General features: G+C 43.1%; 12 protein-coding genes and 1 pseudogene. 10 read left to right on the top strand and 3 right to left on the bottom strand.

From position 1 onward, the window contains the following. The first annotated feature begins 2 nt into the window (after positions 1 to 2). The 3 genes and pseudogenes from ACSR9A_RS05190 to ACSR9A_RS05180 all read left to right on the top strand — a co-directional run bounded on the left by ACSR9A_RS05190 (position 3) and on the right by ACSR9A_RS05180 (position 2,648). Positions 3 to 314: pseudogene (locus ACSR9A_RS05190) on the top strand (type II restriction endonuclease). Between the two features lie 45 nt (positions 315 to 359). Then, positions 360 to 1,550, top strand: a complete 1,191-nt coding sequence (locus ACSR9A_RS05185; protein WP_473756039.1) for a hypothetical protein — start codon at positions 360 to 362, stop codon at positions 1,548 to 1,550. Between the two features lie 3 nt (positions 1,551 to 1,553). Next, a complete protein-coding gene (locus ACSR9A_RS05180; protein ID WP_473756038.1) occupies positions 1,554 to 2,648 on the top strand; it encodes a hypothetical protein in 1,095 nt (364 codons plus the stop codon). A gap of 38 nt (positions 2,649 to 2,686) precedes the next feature. Here ACSR9A_RS05180 and ACSR9A_RS05175 read toward each other — a convergent pair whose 3' ends face one another. Further along, on the bottom strand, positions 2,687 to 2,833 hold the full coding sequence (locus ACSR9A_RS05175) for a 23S rRNA (pseudouridine(1915)-N(3))-methyltransferase RlmH (protein ID WP_473756112.1): 147 nt from the start codon (positions 2,831 to 2,833) through the stop codon (positions 2,687 to 2,689). Positions 2,834 to 2,890: 57 nt separating this feature from the next. Then, positions 2,891 to 3,076, bottom strand: a complete 186-nt coding sequence (locus ACSR9A_RS05170) for a 23S rRNA (pseudouridine(1915)-N(3))-methyltransferase RlmH (protein ID WP_473756037.1) — start codon at positions 3,074 to 3,076, stop codon at positions 2,891 to 2,893. A 923-nt stretch (positions 3,077 to 3,999) separates the two neighbouring features. Between ACSR9A_RS05170 and ACSR9A_RS05165 the strand changes: the two genes are divergently transcribed. The 3 genes from ACSR9A_RS05165 to ACSR9A_RS05155 all read left to right on the top strand — a co-directional run bounded on the left by ACSR9A_RS05165 (position 4,000) and on the right by ACSR9A_RS05155 (position 6,522). After that, positions 4,000 to 4,266, top strand: coding sequence for a CD3324 family protein (locus ACSR9A_RS05165; protein WP_473756036.1), 267 nt, complete (start codon positions 4,000 to 4,002; stop codon positions 4,264 to 4,266). Between the two features lie 211 nt (positions 4,267 to 4,477). Then, positions 4,478 to 5,593 carry a kanamycin nucleotidyltransferase C-terminal domain-containing protein gene (locus ACSR9A_RS05160; protein WP_473756035.1) on the top strand — a complete coding sequence of 372 codons (1,116 nt, stop codon included), beginning with the start codon at positions 4,478 to 4,480 and terminating at the stop codon, positions 5,591 to 5,593. A 20-nt stretch (positions 5,594 to 5,613) separates the two neighbouring features. Continuing rightward, positions 5,614 to 6,522: an NAD-dependent epimerase/dehydratase family protein gene (locus tag ACSR9A_RS05155; RefSeq protein WP_473756034.1), complete on the top strand. Its 909-nt coding sequence runs from the start codon at positions 5,614 to 5,616 to the stop codon at positions 6,520 to 6,522. A gap of 148 nt (positions 6,523 to 6,670) precedes the next feature. Here ACSR9A_RS05155 and ACSR9A_RS05150 read toward each other — a convergent pair whose 3' ends face one another. Beyond that, positions 6,671 to 7,924, bottom strand: coding sequence for a DUF5050 domain-containing protein (locus tag ACSR9A_RS05150; protein ID WP_473756033.1), 1,254 nt, complete (start codon positions 7,922 to 7,924; stop codon positions 6,671 to 6,673). A gap of 297 nt (positions 7,925 to 8,221) precedes the next feature. Here ACSR9A_RS05150 and ACSR9A_RS05145 point away from each other — a divergent pair, with 297 nt between their 5' ends. The 4 genes from ACSR9A_RS05145 (at position 8,222) to ACSR9A_RS05130 (ending at position 18,187) form a co-directional block, all read left to right on the top strand. Beyond that, the gene (locus ACSR9A_RS05145; protein ID WP_488199543.1) at positions 8,222 to 10,273 is read left to right on the top strand and encodes a methyl-accepting chemotaxis protein; all 2,052 of its coding nucleotides are present in this window, start codon (positions 8,222 to 8,224) and stop codon (positions 10,271 to 10,273) included. Between the two features lie 358 nt (positions 10,274 to 10,631). Next, positions 10,632 to 16,622, top strand: a complete 5,991-nt coding sequence (locus ACSR9A_RS05140; RefSeq protein ID WP_473756031.1) for a DUF7601 domain-containing protein — start codon at positions 10,632 to 10,634, stop codon at positions 16,620 to 16,622. Between the two features lie 19 nt (positions 16,623 to 16,641). Continuing rightward, positions 16,642 to 17,421, top strand: a complete 780-nt coding sequence (locus tag ACSR9A_RS05135; protein WP_473756030.1) for a class B sortase — start codon at positions 16,642 to 16,644, stop codon at positions 17,419 to 17,421. Positions 17,422 to 17,638: 217 nt separating this feature from the next. Next, positions 17,639 to 18,187: a GNAT family N-acetyltransferase gene (locus tag ACSR9A_RS05130; RefSeq protein WP_473756029.1), complete on the top strand. Its 549-nt coding sequence runs from the start codon at positions 17,639 to 17,641 to the stop codon at positions 18,185 to 18,187. The last annotated feature ends 95 nt before the right edge of the window (positions 18,188 to 18,282 follow it).

Genomic DNA, 18,282 nt, shown 5'->3' with positions numbered 1-18,282 from the left:
TTATAACCGAGAACAAATCGAAGCCGGATTTTTTGTTCCCTCATACCAGAAATTACCATGATCTGATTTTCCCGGAATTAAGATTGACAATGCTGGGAGTCAATTCTACGTGCAAGGACAGATGACGTCAGGTACTTGCCGAAGCAAACCGCATTAACAACAAGCACCATTTCACTCTGGAGCCCGGCATCAGTGAGAATCAGACGGATGAAATGCAGGCGAACCATCTCCAACTGGTACTGCCGAAGTGGTTACATGATACAAACCACCCTGCTCAGCAAAGCTGGCTTAAGGACTTGAACTCGTTTATTTAAATGGCTAAGGTGCGTCAAAATTCTTCTAATTTAGGGGGCAAAAGAATGGAGATCACTTCAAGAATAACTGATATAAGAATAGATGCAGAAAATATATTCATTGAAATGACATATGAAAGGTATTTGAAGATAGCCAGAAAAATTATCGGAAACAATGATTTACAAAGACGCAGAGTAAAGTCATCCAACACTGTATATTCACTTTTAAGAAATGATCTTAAAAGTGGATGTGTAATTCCCCCTATTGTACTGGCTCTTGGCACTAATGGAGATGGGGACAAAATTAACTTTAATGAATTATCTAATGAAGAAATTGTTAGATACATTAATTTACACATTGAAAGCTTGGTTATTCTAGATGGTTTGCAAAGAACTAATACCATTCTTGAGGCTGAAAATGAACTGGCTAGGGATGGAACTCATCAACAATTAGAGCATTTCTATTCAAATAAGTTACGAATTGAATTATATTTAGGCATTAATAAATTTGGAATCTTATATAGAATGTTGACTCTAAATACAGGACAAACTCCTATGTCAATAAGGCACCAGATTGAGATTTTATATAAGAATTATATTGATCATGATTTAAATGGTATACGTTTAGTTAGAGAAGTTGAAGATGAAATAGTTAATGAAATTGGTAAATACAAATTTAAAGATGTTGTTGACGGGTTCAACTCATATTTAGAAAGAAATGAATTGCCTATTGATAGGTTTGAATTACTCAACAACATTAAGGGGTTAGAAAAGCTATCAGAGGAAAATCAGCAAAGAGATGTGTTTAGGGATTTTTTGGAATCGTATAACCGCTTTGTAATAAAAATAGACATCCTTTCTAAACACTGGGAATTGGATGTGGATGAAGATGATATAGTACTAAGCGGGCAACCGTTTGGTAAACAAGCTTATAAGATCTTCAATAAATCTCAGGCACTTACAGGGTATGGTGCGGCAATAGGAAAACTCAAGGACTTCGGTATTATTCAATCATTTGACCAAGTAAACTATATTATCGGAAAACTGGAATCTGACGATGATCCTATTCGCTGGTTAATGATGCTTCTTTCCAGATTGGATAACATCAGAGGTAACTCTAAGAAAATAGGAAATTCACAAAGAATGTACTTTCAATACTTCTTTAGAGAGCTGTTTAATTCTGATGGAGATTCATATTTGAGTTTTGAGAGAGCTATAGAAAATGGATATCAAAAATATCGTAGTCAATCGGAGTAAGAGATGGCACTTCAAATTAAAACTGATCAAGATGAGAATTTATTTTTATCCGATGTTAACTTTAATTCTGAACAAAATAGTTTTAAACTTAAATTCATCTCACACACAAAAGAGATCGAATACAATCTTTTAGTTGATTATATTTTAAGACCAGATCAATCATATGCTGTGGAAGACTATAATATTTGTATCTTTTATAATAACGACTATATTGAGAATAATATATATCAAGTATATGAATCTGAATTAGAAAAGAGAATTGGTTGGGTTTTTCCAATACAGGCACTTATCTCACAGGAACACGATTATAGTGAGAACATTCATTTTCTACGTTATGCTTTTGTTGCATTTCAAAAGCTACTTGCTGATCAAAGTAATTGTGACACAAAAAAAATCCCTCCAAATAAAGATAATAAAGTCTTATCCTTATTTGATTTTTATCCTCAGGATAGTTTTATATTTATCGTATGTAATGCAAATATAGATGCGATTACCGATTTTGATATAAAACATTACTATCCTTCTTTGTATAATCAAGGATTGTATGCAACGATAGGGAACTACAGAAAACCGGTTATTAATTGCGAAGGGCAGAAATTGTATATCCAAAGCGTTTCTGAACACGTTAAAAATGAAGGTTTCTTGATACATCTTTTTCAAGAACTTTTAATTAATGAAAAGCATCATTTGGTTAGATTTTATTTATTGTATCAGGCAGTTGAGCTATTAATTGAAAAAATCTTCAACAAAGAAATTATTGATTTGGTTGAAGAAATAACTGCACAATCAAATAAATTGTTTAAATTGAAGGAGGAGCTTGGTGATTTAGCGAAAGAGCAGAAGAGAATTAATAAACTGTTTAATAGTTATACTCGCTCGTTTAGATCAAAGGAAGTTGTAATGGAATATAGTAACCAGTTATTGAATATCGTTGGACGAGATTCAAAGAAAAATGCATCGGATGCACTTTATAGTGTAAGAAACTTGTTGGTGCATGATTATAGAAGTATACCTATTGAAGGGCACTCTTTAATCAGTCAGATAAATGAGGCGTTTGAAGATCTTGTTGTGGAATTATTACTAGAAATAAACATGTAGTAGAAGATGCCTCCTGCAGAAAACGTAGGAGATGACTTCTATTTATGATATGGATGATTATTAATGATTCTATAAGCCCAATAAATCTGCTCAAACAGGATAGCAGTCTGCAAGCCATAATCCATCTCCATCTGGCTCAGTATCAAAGTCTCATTGTATTCAGGTGGATATGCACCTACAACAATGGAGTTGTCAGAGACGCCAGACGGTGCTTTACGATCTAGTCTAACCGCCAGTTCTTCTTACAAGGTGCTCGTCCCGGAAGTTGCGACGGTCACCAAAAATGAAGTTGGATTCAACTTCTTTTGCAGTTCGCTTTCCTTCCTCAAATGAATGAGCTTAATGCTACAGTAGTGGATCAATCGTTTCTCATATTCTTTGATCGCTTCAAGAATGAATTTTTCCATCTTGTCGCCGACAGCATACATACTGATTTTTATTATAGCTCTTACCTCACGTTCTTAAACAAGTAAGAAGAGTCAGCCCTTTATTTGACCGACTCTTTATCCGGAAAATTCAGTTTTTCTCTCTTAGAGCAAGCAATTCAGCCTCAGACATCTCGAAAGCATTGAATTATAGATGTGCCCGCTCCAAGCTAGAGAAGCTCCAGAGCCATCTGGACGGCTTTTCGTTTCTCCCCGTGAGCTGGGCCTTCTGCCAATGCCCCTTCATTTAAAGAAGTTCTGACATGCAGGTACTTCTGCTTATCCTCATGCCATCATCGGGTTTCAGCATCCTGTCTGAGAAACTCTAATGTATCCAATGTCAGTACCTCTTAAATGGCTGTACAGAGGTTTAAATAACATTCTTAGTGCAATTATTATGCCTACACACTAAGCAAACACGCAAAAGTGACTTCGCGTGCCTGCACGAACCGTTGTATGTTAATGAATCGAAGCATCTGTTTCATCCGAGTTTTCCCTAAAAACCGATTCGGTGAACCGTATTACGAATAGTGATAAAATATAGAGCGAATTTAATGGTGATTTTAAATAGCAAAGAACAAAGATACGACTGGAGCGCAGCACACCGGATTCAGTAGTATCTTTGTTAATATTTTTGTGGTTATTCTATACAATTGTGTAATAAATGATTATAACTATTTTATGCATATTTTTGAAAGCGGTTTACCGTTATAATAGAGCTTTAATCTATCTTTTAGGAAGGAGGGTTGAAGATGACTGGTTTTTTAGCAATCTGCTCTATGCGAAGTCTACACTACAAACAACGGCGGTTGTTGTATAGAGCGAACGAATCATTTACCGCCTGACATCATAGCATGATGAAACGATTTGTAGTATAGACTTTGCTTCCTTAAAACTTAAAAATCATTTTAAGGGGCAGAGCTATTATGAAATATGTAAATGCCGATATTATCCTTCCTGAAAGCTTGCTAAAGGAAGTGCAGAAGTATGTCCAAGGCGGAATGATATACATACCTACTCCTGAGCAGTCGCGTAAAAAATGGGGCGAAAACTCCGGGGGCCGAACATACTTAAACCAAAGAAATGACGAAATACGCAGAAACTTTTCAGCTGGTGCAAAAATTGATCAACTATCCGAACAATTTTGTCTTTCTTGCGATAGCATTAAAAAAATCGTTTATTCAAAGAAATAATCTCACAATGTCACATCGGGAGGAATTCCTGTGTGGCTTTTTCTTTTTTCTCAAAAAGAGGGAATACACCAATAGCAGCACATCTTTCAAAAATCCTTAAGTAATAAATGGTTTCTAAGTATTTATTATATATATTAAAGCTTAGGGCATGGTTACTATAGGAATAAAAACAAAGCACATGTTACTTGTTTTACAATAAGGAGATTATTCAATGATTGATGTTTTTGCTGTGGCGGACATTATTGTTAAACATATAAAGACCTATTACCCTGAGGATGTTGCAATTGTCGGCTACTACGGATCATACCTGCAAGGTCGAGCGACCAAGCGATCGGATTTAGATTTCTTCTTTATTCCGGCCACAGCCAGAGGGAGACAAGCAGGGTGCCAGTTTATAATCGACGGCATTAGCTTTGATTTCTGGCCAATTGGGTGGGATCGTGCAGAGAGAATGGCAGCATTCGAGGAGTGGAATACGACGATTATAGCAGACTGTGAGCTGCTATATGTTCGATCAGAAGGCGATCTTGCGAGGTTCATGGAGCTTCGTGAGACCATATCCAACATGGGGAGTGAATCCAAAGCAATTGAATTGACGATCAAAGCCGAATTAGTAGTAAAGGATTGCTTTTTCTACATGGCTAAAATGCAGCTTGCTGGCAGCTCCAAGGAGTTGTCGTATTGTCGAACTCAGGCTCAGATGATTATGGTTAAAATTTTTAAGTCTCTTGGCTTCTTAAACCAAATTTACTATAGGCGCATGTGGGGCCACTATCGCGAGCAAGTCAGAAGCCTCCCCATTAAGCCGGACCAACTGGATCAATATCTTGATATTATTATGTTCAGCCGTACTCCGGATGAAGTTATATTAGCTTGTGAAAAACTAATTACGGATACAATTTGCCTTATATCGGAGCGACAAAACAGTCAAAAAAAGCTTCGCTCTTATAATGGACAAATGAATGGGTACTATGAAGAGGAAAAAGGTATGTTGAATAAACTTTTAACCGCGTGCGAGAAGGGCGATTACGAAACAGCCTTTTTCGTTGCTATTGGTGTGCAGGACGGTTTAGCGCGAAATTTGTATGCGGCGGAAAAAGGATGTTGGCCTAGCAATATTGACTTAGGTGAGCATCGCGAGTTTTACATCCAATATGGGTATCCAGATCTTGTTGCGCTTTTGGATCCAACAGATTTCGAGCCGTTGCGATTAGCCGTTCTACAGCTTACTGAAAAGTTAGAAAACCATCTTAAAACAGAAGGTGTACCTTTGAATCAGTTTGACACTGTGGCTGAATTCGAGTCATTTTATACAAACAAAGTCTAATGCGATAAAGGAGAATTGAAATGAGACTTCGCAATAAAGTTGTTTTTGTTACCGGTATTTCGGGAACCATAGGAGACAAGATTGTCACAAAATGCCTCAGTGAGGGCGCAAAAGTGAAAGGGCTTATACGAAGCAAAGAGCAAGTTCTCCTTTGTGATAATCTTGGCATTGTCCCTATAATCGGAGACCTAACGGATAGAAGCGTCATAAAGGAAGCACTTGCAGATGTAGATGTTATCATTCACGCTGCAGCGTATCTTGGTGACGATAGGGCCACTGCTGAGAAATCTAATATTCAAGGGGTCCAAAGTCTGGTTGATGAGGCTATATCAGCAGGAGTTAAACGCCTCGTACATATTTCCACTGTATCCGTTTATGGTCATCTTGAAGGAGAGGTGGAGTTGGATGAAGCCAGTGAATTAGCATACGGTCATTCTGAGGTGTACACTTCAACGAAATGTGAATCGGAACGAATTGTACGAGATGCAATGGTTAGAGGGTTAGACTGCGTCATTTTGCGTCCAGGCATTATATGTGCCGAAAATAACTCCCACTGGGGCGACAGGCTGATTGCCAAGCTTGCTGCGGCAGATAATATAGATTGGATTCATCCTGAGGATTTAACACCTTGGGTGCATGCGGATAACTTAACTGAGATTTGCGTATTAGCAGCAACGCATGCTGCGGCAGTCAATCAGACCTATAATGCGGTGGACGGAAACTATACAGAAAGTGAGTTTAGTGTACGTATTGTGCATGCTCTAAATAAAAAGCTCATTATACCTGATGGTAGCCCAATAAGAATGGCATATAGCTACAATAAAATAAGAAACGAATTAGGCTACCGTCCCATAAAAAAGCTCGAAGAGACAGTTGCTCAATTAGAGAAACAAGCTCAAAGTTGGCTTCTAACGTGTAAGGAGCAATGAAATGCATAAAGGTGGGTCCTAAAACTTGCCGTTACAGACAGCAAGAATCGTATCTTAAATAACGTCAAGTTTTAGGCGGAATCTTTCCATCGTAAGGGCTACCAATGACGAGATACAATAACTCCCCTCCGATAGCCCTTTAAGAGTATTACTGCCACCACTCTTTATCCGGATAAATCTCAACTGCAACTTTTTGACCACTATTAAGATTCACCCGAGACAGACCGTTCTCGTCAGAGTATACGAACCAGTTATCGACAAGTTTATTTATAGAGTATTTTTTTAACTGGCCCGACATGACTTGCTGTTTAAGTCCAGAGCCATCTGTCTTCTTTCGCTCCAGTACAGTTTTTTCGTTAATCGTTTTATATATGTAATAAATCCAACCATCTTTAGCGGTTAAAAAAATAGTCATTTTTCCGGTTAGCTGGATTGGCTTCCCGCCACCGAGCTTTATTTTATAGATCGGACCATTAAAGCTTATTTCGCCTGTTTTATTAACTATCGGTGTTATGTAATACATCGAGTCACCATCGATTATATTTCCAAACATATTGTCGGAAAGCTTAATCTTCTTGGTGCCATCAACATTAATTCGGTAGTACGAGTAGTCAGTCGATTGATAGAAAACCGTATTATTAATGACAAGACCAGGGCTATAACGCTCTCCATTCATCGCATCGAAACGCAGACCTCCAGGAACGTTTCCGTCATTGGACTCAACACCAGTTAGGTAGTCATCCGTAATTTTAACTCGTCCTTGCCCGTTAAGACCGATACGGAACAAATCACCCCCGTTGCGATCCTCGTTAAGAAGTGCATAATACAAATATCCATTATGAATGACCATCGAGAAATAATCGAGATTTCCATTATCTTTGAAAAGCGTTTTTGCTCCGCTGCCGTCAAGACCCGCGATTTTGACATTTCCTTTCGTATACTTAAAAATCCATTCATCAGCCCATTTAACCTTTTTTCTCTCCGTACCTTCCCAATAAATAATAGAATTACCCGATTTAAAGAAAAAATAATACTCTGGTTTTTCATACAGCTTATTCAAAAATGGTTGATCGTCACGAATCGATAAGACATTCATATTACGATTGTCACGAGTAAAATATTCAGTCGGAGCAGCAAAATATAGCAGCTTCTCTGAAGAAGCCAATTGATCCTGCGATCCATCCAAATAACGTTTGCGCGTTGTCCAATCTTTATCCTTGTAATAAACCCATCCGGTGTCCGAAACTCCAATTAAATTATTTTCGTTAGCATCAGCCAAGGTCTGTGCTAGAACGTCCTTCTGCTCCGTAGTAAGCCTTACTTGTTGCGCTGAAATGGTGTCTGTACAAATAAGTAGAGCGAGCACGAGCACAACTGCAACTAGTCCATTCCACGGTTTCATCTGTTATCTCCTCATTTAGTAAGCTGTATTTTCTTTTTTGTAACTAAAGATATCATAAACCGCAATAGGCTTGGATAATTTAGTGAAATAAATTTAAGAAATGCCGTTAGAGATAGAGCGGAGCGTTCGGAGCGTTGTATGACAGATCGAAGCGACAGCAATAGCTTTATTGCAACACGTAGCGCATTAAGTTACATTCAGCATTTCTTCAGCGGAGTTTAAGTTCAGGTTCATATGTAAAAATTTGAAATAGAATATAATCGTGGTAACCCATTTTTAGATGAAGGAGGCAACAAGATGAAACCCGTTATCAAACTATTTCATTCTAAGTTTAAGATTAAGCTCGTCTCAGTCCGAAACAAATTAGTTATCTCGTTCATGCTTATTCTGTTGCTGCCTAGCTTAGCAATTGGGGGTTTTTCTTACATAACGGCAAAGGATAGAGTGGATGACCAGCTCCAGAGCATGGCTACAACCGATATATCTCTTGTTAGCAAAATGGTCGATCAATACATAGAAGCAAAGATTGCTGATGTAAATACATTGTCGCAGCAGCTGTCGAATGAATCGGCTGGCGAACAGCTGAATGTGTATGCGCAGAACCACCCCGAGGTTGAAGCCGTCACAATTATTGCAAGCAGCGGGGACTATCTCTATGCCCCTAGCAGTCTGAAGCTTGCCTCGGATTACAACCCGAAGGAAAGTACATTGTACACGCAGGCTATTCAGAGTAAGGATCAGGTCGTAATTACGGAACCGTATACCTCGACGGAAACGGGAAATACGGTTGTGGCTATAACGAAGGCCGCGAGTAACGGACAGTCAGTAGTCGCTGTCGTGCTTAATTTGGAAGAATTAAAGCAAACCGTTAATGATGTAAAGATCGGAGAAAATGGTTTTATTATTATTCTTAGCTCCGAAGGCTTCGGTATTGTTTCTCCTCCTTGGGGAGTTGGAGAAGCATCGGAGGGAATGGATAGTGCCGCTGCTACAGCTAATACAACAGCTAATATATCTGAGGAAACAACAGCTAATGCGGCTAATCAACCACCAGCGATGTTCAGCGACGAGTCAGGTCAAATGGAGCAGGTATCTCCAGATGGGGATACTCGGAGTTTGATTTACATTACAAATTCATTAACAGGTTGGAAGATTGCAGGCGATCGCTCTCCAAGTGAAGTTACACGTACAGCGGCTCCTATTCTAAACAATACGCTGCTCGTAATTGTGTTGTGCACGCTAATCGGATCATGCCTAATGTTCTTCATCGTTCGTTCAATTATTAAGCCTTTGAGAGCTCTAACCGATATATCCCGAATTATTAGTGGGGGAGACTTGAGCCAGCGGGTGGACGTTAAGTCGAAGGACGAGTTTGGTGAGCTTGGCGCTACCTTTAATCTAATGGTCGATTCGCTAAGAACGGTTTTATCCGAAGTAGGTCATTCGGCCACTCAGTTGGCAGCTTCGTCAGAACAGTTGTCAGCAAGCGCGGGACAAACCGCAACGGCCACGGAGCATATCGCAGGTGCAATTGAACAGATGGCGGATGGTGCCAATGAGCAGGTAAGCTTGGTTGACGAAAGTGCACGAACAATTGATGACGTTTCGGGTAAAATACAGCAAATTGTCGAACGCACGCATACGACTGCAACAATGACTGAGCAGGTTTCAGTAAAATCAACGGAAGGCGGACAAGCTGTTCAAAGCGCTGTGAAACAAATGAGCTCGATAAACAGCTCAGTCGACGGATTGTCTGACGTCATTAGCCATTTGGTGCATACTTCGACCGAGATTGGCCAAATTATTGAAGCTATTTCGTCTATATCCCAGCAAACGAACCTGCTGGCATTAAATGCAGCAATCGAGGCTGCGAGGGCAGGGGAACAAGGTCGCGGATTTGCTGTAGTTGCGGGAGAAGTGAGGAAGCTAGCCGAGCAATCCACGCAGTCGACGGAGAAAGTGGCTGCTCTAATCGTCGCGATTCGTGAAGAGATCAGCAAAGTGGAGAATTCAATGAGAGTAACGACGAACGAAGTGAGCGTAGGCATGAATGTTGTTCAGCTGGCGGGTAGGCTATTCGCCGATATTGAGCGTTCTGTTGACGAGGTGGATAGTCAGGTTCGCGAGGTAAAGGTGACAGCTGGGCAAATTTCTACAGGGGCATCGCAAGTGGTGAAGGCAATTAGGGACATCTCCCATGTTTCTCAATCGACTGCTGCGGGCGCACAGACGGTATCGGCAGCAACGCAGCAGCAGTTGGCTTCAATGGAAGCTATATCTTCCTCCTCGTCTCACCTGACCCGTATGGCAGTAGACCTGCAAGCGGTCGTGGATAAGTTTAAGCTTTAATGGATTTAGTATTAGAAGGTGCCTGAATGGGCGCCTTTTTATTTTGCGAAAAGGAATTCAAACGCATTACTTTTAGAACAAGCCCCCTTTCCAAAAACGGAGATCGCTTCAGTAATACCCCACACCCCAATCCATTCATTTAAAGGAAAAAATGCGAGGTTAGGAAGCCATTATTGCGAACTATATTTGATGTTTTGAAGTCTGTCAGTGGTTGTTTTTTTATTGAAAATTGAAAGAGGAAAAAAATTCCTTACATTGTAGAGATTTTGTAGAGGCTAAGTTTTTAAACTAAGAAAGAAAGTGTCGAAATTTGGGTGAAAGTATATCAGTAGTTTCGGGAATGGAGGAGAAATGTGTCTTGAAACGTAAACGCAGCATAGGTAAAGCAATACTCTCTTTCTGCCTGGCCATTATGCTTGTCCTGCAGACGGTGGCATTTTCTGTCCCTGCATATGCGGAAAGCACCTCGAGCACGGAAGAACCGCAATCAGTAACTGAGGCGGTATACGATGTGCCGAACAATTCCATAATGATGACGGCAGCCGTGACGGACAAAACGGTGTTGTTCATGGATGAAAATTCAGCCTTTCCGCTGAAGGTGACGCAGGGAACTGAAATTGCTTCAGGCGGTACAATTCAGGGCCGACAGGCATTTACCCTCAAATCAGAGGGCCTCAAGGTGCCGGTGAAGGGGGATTATGCAAATACCCCGGATGAAAATGACACGACCAAGTACATTCAGAAGGGAGACTCGATTGAGCTAAAAAGGGATCCCTACTTCAAGGAAGTGGTGCTGCCAACAGCTACCAAATCCTTGATGGCCACAACTGAATTCGGAGCGAAACAGCTTGGCACCGCTTATTTCACCCCGAATAGCATCAAGATTGTATTTAATGGCGACGATTGGTTTTTCAATGGTATTGGTAGAGCAGTTACCTTCGGCTTTGAAACCACTGCCAATTCGGATGTAACGGGCATGAATTACGGCGATACCAAGCCTATCTCGATTTTCGGGGGAGCGTATGAGCTAAAGAACCCGGATGTTACGCCGGCGTACAGCATCAACTTGGCAGGAAACAACTGGCCAAAGAATGGGAGCTGGACTTGGTGGTATGTGACCGTGCCTGCCTATCAGAATGGTTATCTGACCATCCAATCTACTTCATCCTCTTTTGATGTGCTTGATGCAACAATTAAGCTGCCACTAGATGGGATGACGTTCTATACAAAGCCTTCTGATTACCGTATGGTCTATGTACCGGGATCCTTCAAGGTAAACGGCACTACGGTAGAGCCAACCATCGATGCAGATGGCGGGCTGAGCTACATTTTCCCGGCAGATACTGGGGTAGATCCAAAAGTTGAGTATCAAGCATGGTTCAATAAGGATTTGTTTTATAAAGAGTATCGGGGCGTGGGACTCGATCCCGGTCGATCTAACGGTCAGCGTTTTGATCCAAAGGTTGAACTGAGGGATGCGGGTGCTAGTGTAAAAGCCACTGCAGTGCGGGAAACGTGGGTAGCACCCGACTGGATTCAAGCATCCGCCTCCTATGACCATCCAAATGAAACGATTACATGGAAAGTAACGGTTAACCAATATAACAAAAAAGGGTTAAAGGACTTTTCTATAACCAATGTATTACCTGCTGGGCTGGAATTTGAATCGGCTGCATGGCAGACAACGGTAGATGGTACTGTATCTGAAGCAACACAAATTGCACCAGATTCCAACGGGGTTTATTCCTTTGGGGATATTAACGGTAAAGTGGAATTAGTAATTAAGAGCAAGGTAAAAAGCGGTTCCAGCTTTAGAATCGATCCTCGTGCCAACTGGAATTTGGATACACCAAATGGCATACAGAACAACGATGTCATGACTGGTACAAGACCTAACGCAGTGACTGACGAGGCGATTGTCACCATCGGGGCGCACACTTTTACAAAAACAGGCGCTATTACGATGGAGGACTATAACCTGGGCAGCGTTACATGGACCGTTAATTTAACGCCACAGTATGCCTTGCCAAATGCAGCGGTATACGATGTGTTGGTGCATGGCGGAGATTTGAACGTCTTGGACAACGCTGTGGATGAAACGGGCGAGGTTAGTGCGGGAACGATTGCGAAAATCAAGGGCAACGTCAATACTGCGCAGCTTTGGAAGCAATATCAGGCGGGAACTCTAAAGACTAATGCAACCAGCCTGACCATAAAAAACATTCCTTTAACCGTGGACGGTAAAGTGGTGGCGGATTTGATCAAGGTGACCGGATACACCGAAGAAGCTGCATCCTTCAGCTTCCGTGCACTTGAGACCAACACAGACATCCTCTTCAGACAGGATAATAATGCAGGGAAAGTAATCTGGAATCGGGCTTTGCTCATTGACGGCGAAAGCGTAAAACAAGCGCAAAACAGCGTCAGCCTTCACCTGCGTATGCTGAACAAGGATATGCTTACGGCCTCCTACCCTATTAAGGGGGATGGGACGGCTGACACATGGTATACTCCGAACAACGTTCAACGCTATATCGGTTATGACAGCTCATCAAGCAGCGACGCATATACCTTTGCTGGTTATGACCGGATAACTAAGACGGTCACTTTCCGCCTAGGCGTCAATATGCCGGGCTACAACACAGTCGAAATGGCGAAAGACGGCGGAAGTCGGGTCATTACCAATGTGAAGCTGGTGGACACCTTACCGGAAGGTTGGGAATTCGTTCCTTATGGAGATGGAAAGGACTATGAGCTTTATAAGGGCTACTCGGATAATGTCAGCGGCACTGGCTATGGGGTTCGAAACAACGCCGTGTCCATTATTGAGCCAAACGACCCTGCTCATGTGGCGAGTTTCTCCCATAGCGGTAATGAAGGCACCTTTACCTTCTCCAAGTTGGAAAGCCCTTATGTCATTCTGGTAAAGGCAAGACCTTCCAATGCAGCTCTGGAGAAATATTTAGAGGAGTATACCACCAACGGCACAGACAAGCAGGTGCTGTATAACAAAGCCGACCTACATATGACATGGGGCGGAGAAGAGAAGATTCTCACTGAACAGCGCAAAGTTATTGTACCTATTCAGACTCTGGGCAAGTCGGTAACTAAACCAGTTCCAGGGGTGCTGGAGTGGACGGTAAACTATACCCCGCCATTCAACATGGAGCAGGGCGTTTATTTACAGGATACCCTAGGTGCAGGTATGAATCTACGCTATGAAGGAGACGGGAAGCTTGTGCTGACAGTGCCTAGTATGGCGGTCTATCCTGCTAAACTGACTGCTGGCGGCGCTCTGGAACGAGACGGTGCTGCACTGAATCTCAGCGACCCGAATTCTGAAGTTCGGGTGGAAGCTGGGCCCGGTGAGGACGGCACTACGGTTCTACTATTTAAAATGGACGACCCTAATAAGTTTTACCAGTTTGTGTACCAAACCGAGGTTGACCCTTCTAAAGCGAGAGCTGGCGACAAAATGGGCAACGAGGTAAAGCTGATGGGCGATGATAAGCTGAAATCTGTCAGTGCCAAAAGCGAAAGCACGCTGGACAATTCAGACGTAGCCGGCAGTTCAAACTCCAATGCCCTGCTGCCTCTGAAAAAGGTAGATCCGGGCAACAATCCGCTAAAAGATGTAGAGTTCACGCTCTATAAGAAAGGCGACGGAACTCAAGTCGCTAAAGGAACAACCGATAGCGGAGGGAAACTTAATCTGCTATTCCCAGATCCAGGGTATTATGAGCTGAAGGAAACTTATATTGACACAACGACATGGTTGCCAACTACAAGAATTTATCAGGTATACGTAGGGAATACGCCTGGAAAGCCCATCTGGGTAGACGGCGTGAAAGTAACCTCTGATATTCCGCTGGTCGTACCTACGCCGGCGCAAGGAAAGCTGACCATCAGCAATAAGGTGGAAGGAAACGGCAGCGACTCTTCCAAGGATTTTGAGTACACCGTGACCTTCACTGGTGAAGGCAAAGATGGAGAGTACGTCTATCAGAAGTCGGATAATACGTTTGGCACGATTAAGAGCGGAGACAAGATTACCCTTAAGCACGGAGAATCTGTGACACTCCCGGCATTGCCTGCGGATCTGGTCTATACCGTAACCGAGGCCGATTATACGACCGTTGATGGTTATATCACCACGCCGGAGACGAGAGAGCTGTCTGAAACAATCGTGAATAAAGGCGACCACAAGGCGGACTTCCTCAATGAGCGAAACGTTAACAAGCTGACCGTCAGCAATACGGTCATGGGTAACGGCGGCGACAAGACGAAGGAGTTCGAGTACACGGTCCTCTTTGAGGATGCAGGCAAGGATGGAAGCTACTCTTACTTGAAGTCGGGCGGCGGAACAGGTACGATCAAGTCCCGCGATACCTTCAAGCTCAAGGATGGAGAGACACTGGATATTTTGGATCTGCCTAAGGGTCTGAAATATACCATTACCCAGAAGGAATACACAGCCGACGAATACGTGACCATTCCTGAGGAACGGTATTATACCGGAGTCATGGAGGGCAAAGATGAAGAGGCCCCATTTACGAACTTGCGAGTCTTGAAGGGCGGCCTGCTAATCAGCAACACGGTTAAAGGCAAAGACGAAGACAAACAGCTGCCGTTCAAGTACACGGTTACCTTCACAGGCGAGGGAGCAAGCGAATCCTACTCCTATGAGAAGTCGGACGGCAGCAAGGGCACGATCAGGAGCGGAGAGACCTTCGAGCTTACACATGGCCAGACGCTCGTTGTGCAAGGACTTCCGACGTATCTCCAGTATAAAGTGACTCAAGATGATTATACGAATGAAGGCTATGTGACGGATCCCGAAAGTCTCGTTCGCACAGGCACCATTCCGGAGAAAAACGTGGGCGAAGCACACTTTGTCAATACACGCCCGTATCTGGAAGGCGTGCTGCGTGACAACAACACAGGAGAAGTCATTCCGAATGCACCCATTACGGTGACCGATCTGAAGACAGGCAAGGAGCTTCAGGTGGAGACAAATGAGAAGGGTGAGTATTCGGTCCCAGTCACAGCGGATACCGACTATACGATCACATATACAAAGAGGTATCAGGTAGGCGGGAAGGATGTCCCTGTAGAATTCACGCAAAAAGCAAATGTGGACAGCAGCGTGACAGGCGAGACCGTTCCGGCGGATATTACGGCGGTAGGGATCGTTCTGTTCAAGCAGCTGGATGGAGCAACAGAGCTATTCAACAATTCGTTTACCAGCCAGATGCATATCTATTTGAAGGACCAGGACGGCCATTATATTACGGAGAACGGTCGTCCCAAGGCGTTTCCAATGGCTTCGAACGGAACTTTCTCCGTTGAAGGGCTAAGCGAGCAGAAGTACACAATGGAGATTCGCTATACAGCTGTGACCGGCGAGGAACTGCTCTTCAAGGTGACACAGCTGGACGTAAAGGCTAACGGAGAGCTGAATATTTCCGAGGAATTGGTCGATCCTTACGGTACCGTATATGATGAAACGACAGGAGATGCCATTACTGGCAAGAAAATTGACGGAGCCAAAGTTACATTGTATTATGCGGATACGCAGCGCAATAGAGATAAAGGCCGCATTCCGGATACAAAAGTAACGCTTCCTGCGGTTCCAAATTTTCCACCGCACGATAATGAGAGTCCGGAGCAGGATAGCGACGAAAATGGCTTCTATGCGTACATGGTGTTTCCTGAAGCGGATTACTATCTGATCGTAACGAAGGACGGATACGAGACGCACAAGAGTAATACGATTTCTGTCGATTTTGACATTGTAAAATATGATGTGCCAATGAAGCCGATCAGTTCCGGTGGCAACCCTGGCAACGGTAACGGTGGCAACCCTGGCAACGGTAACGGTGGAACCGACAACGGTAACGGCGGAACCGACAACGGTAACGGCGGAACCGACAATGGCAACGGCGGAACCGACAACGGCAACGGCGGAACCGACAACGGCAACGGCGGAACCGACAACGGCAACGGCGGAACCGACAACGGCAACGGTGGAACCGACAATGGCAACGGCGGAACCGACAACGGCAACGGCGGAACCGACAACGGCAACGGCGGAACCGACAACGGCAACGGCGGAACCGACAACGGTAACGGCGGAACCGACAACGGTAACGGTGGAACCGATAACGGTAACGGCGGAACCGGCAACGGCAACAGTGGAACCGACAACGGTAACAACGAGCTGGACGATGCTCCGGAAACCGGAGACAACAGCGTACCGCCAATTTTCTATATGGCTTTGGCGCTGATGTCCTTGTTGACGATTGGGTTCTGTCTACTCGGTAACAAGAAGAAAAAGTACATCCAGTGACCGGAAAGGCGGTAAGAAAATGAGCAAAGCTAAGAAATTTCTTATCGCCATTTCCTTCCTTGTGTTGGTATTTTCTCTCGTGAGTATTTCGAGAACTCTCCTGCGGGATTATGCTGAGCAGCAGAAAATTAAAGAGCTGACAAATGTTTGGGAAGAAGGGTCTGACAAAGTCGGAGGGGATGCATTCCCCTCCCTTTTGTTCAATAAGGCGAATGAGTCGGTCATGCTTCCCGAATTTCGAGAGCTTTACGAGAGGAACCCGGACATTGTGGGCTGGCTGAAGATTGACGGCACCCGAATTGAGTACCCAGTCATGCAGAATCTACAGGATGCGGAGTACTATCTCAATCATGATTTCGATAAAAAGGAAAACAAAGGCGGCCTCCCTTTTTTGGACGCGCATAGTCGGACCGACGGTTCGGACATTCTGCTAATTCATGGACATCACATGAAAAGTGGCTGGATGTTTAAAGATTTAATGAAATACAAGAACGAAAGCTTTTATAAAGAGCATGCTACATTCCAGTTCAGCACGCTTTACGAAAAGGAAGAGTATGAGATTGTTGCCGTTATGCTTTCAAAAGTTTATCGCAAATCGGAAGACGTCTTTAAATACTACCAGATTGAGAATGCAAGTACGCCCGCCGAGTTCGATTCGTATGTTCAAAATATCAAAGAACTCGCTCTTTATGACACTGGAGTAACAGCCCGGTATGGCGACAAGCTCATTGTGCTGTCCACATGCGAGTACTCGACCGAAAACGGCCGGTTAGCGGTGGTCGCCCGAAAGCGTTCATGACGATGCTGAAACACGAAATCAATTTGCTTCAAATCGCGTTCTCCACTTGGAGGACGCGATTTTTTTGCCTCCGAAACTCTGTGGTGTTATATCCTTGTCCATCAAATATATTATAAGAAAAATCGCAAAAAAATTACCGTTACAGATAGCGCGTAGAACTGTATCATAAATAGTAGCAAGTTTTTTTGGAAACTGCATAATCTCAGGGGGAATTACAGTGCAAGCTATTGAAACTAATCGACTGATATTAAGAAACTTTTCTGCGGCAGACGCTCCAGGACTACTAGAATACTCGGCTAATCCCAGAGTAAATTGCTTTCTTCAGGATAGTATTTCAACTCTGGAAGAAGCGGCTTTAGAGGTTCAAAAAAAAGGCAGTGAAGACTCTCATATTGCGGTCTGTCTCAAAGAAAGTGACCATATTATTGGAGAACTGTTTTGCCTGAAGCAAGAGCCTGACACGTATAGTATCGGTTGGAATTTTAACGCTAAATTCGAAGGAATGGGATATGCAACTGAAAGCGCGGAGGCCTTATTAAAGTATCTTTTTATACAAGAAGAAGCAAGAAGGTTATATGCGTATGTCGAGGATGATAATTTCAGATCACAAAAGCTATGTGAAAAACTAGGTATGCGTAAAGAAGGCTGTTTTATGGAATTCATTTCATTTACGAATTACGCTGATGGAACACCGAAATACGAAAATACTTTTCAATACGCTTTGCTAAAAAAAGAGTGGGTCAAAAATGGCTTGAACCAGAATTGATACGTAAAAAAGCTGGACGGAAAACATCACGTTTTTCGTCCAGCTTTCACTTTATGGGCTCACAGGACAGTCCTATGGGCTTATGCTACGTAAGA

Source organism: Paenibacillus sp. R-74696 (genome assembly GCF_055814915.1).
Note: the sequence above shows the minus strand (reverse complement) of the source record. Positions and strands in the feature narration are given on the sequence as shown.

Excerpts from the sequence above, each read along its gene's own strand:
- ACSR9A_RS05185 (WP_473756039.1), top strand. The coding sequence starts at position 360 with ATGGAGATCACTTCAAGAATAACTGATATAAGAATAGATGCAGAAAAT.
- ACSR9A_RS05180 (WP_473756038.1), top strand. The coding sequence starts at position 1,554 with ATGGCACTTCAAATTAAAACTGATCAAGATGAGAATTTATTTTTATCC.
- ACSR9A_RS05170 (WP_473756037.1), bottom strand. The coding sequence starts at position 3,076 with ATGTATGCTGTCGGCGACAAGATGGAAAAATTCATTCTTGAAGCGATC.
- ACSR9A_RS05165 (WP_473756036.1), top strand. The coding sequence starts at position 4,000 with ATGAAATATGTAAATGCCGATATTATCCTTCCTGAAAGCTTGCTAAAG.
- ACSR9A_RS05160 (WP_473756035.1), top strand. The coding sequence starts at position 4,478 with ATGATTGATGTTTTTGCTGTGGCGGACATTATTGTTAAACATATAAAG.
- ACSR9A_RS05155 (WP_473756034.1), top strand. The coding sequence starts at position 5,614 with ATGAGACTTCGCAATAAAGTTGTTTTTGTTACCGGTATTTCGGGAACC.
- ACSR9A_RS05150 (WP_473756033.1), bottom strand. The coding sequence starts at position 7,924 with ATGAAACCGTGGAATGGACTAGTTGCAGTTGTGCTCGTGCTCGCTCTA.
- ACSR9A_RS05145 (WP_488199543.1), top strand. The coding sequence starts at position 8,222 with ATGAAACCCGTTATCAAACTATTTCATTCTAAGTTTAAGATTAAGCTC.
- ACSR9A_RS05135 (WP_473756030.1), top strand. The coding sequence starts at position 16,642 with ATGAGCAAAGCTAAGAAATTTCTTATCGCCATTTCCTTCCTTGTGTTG.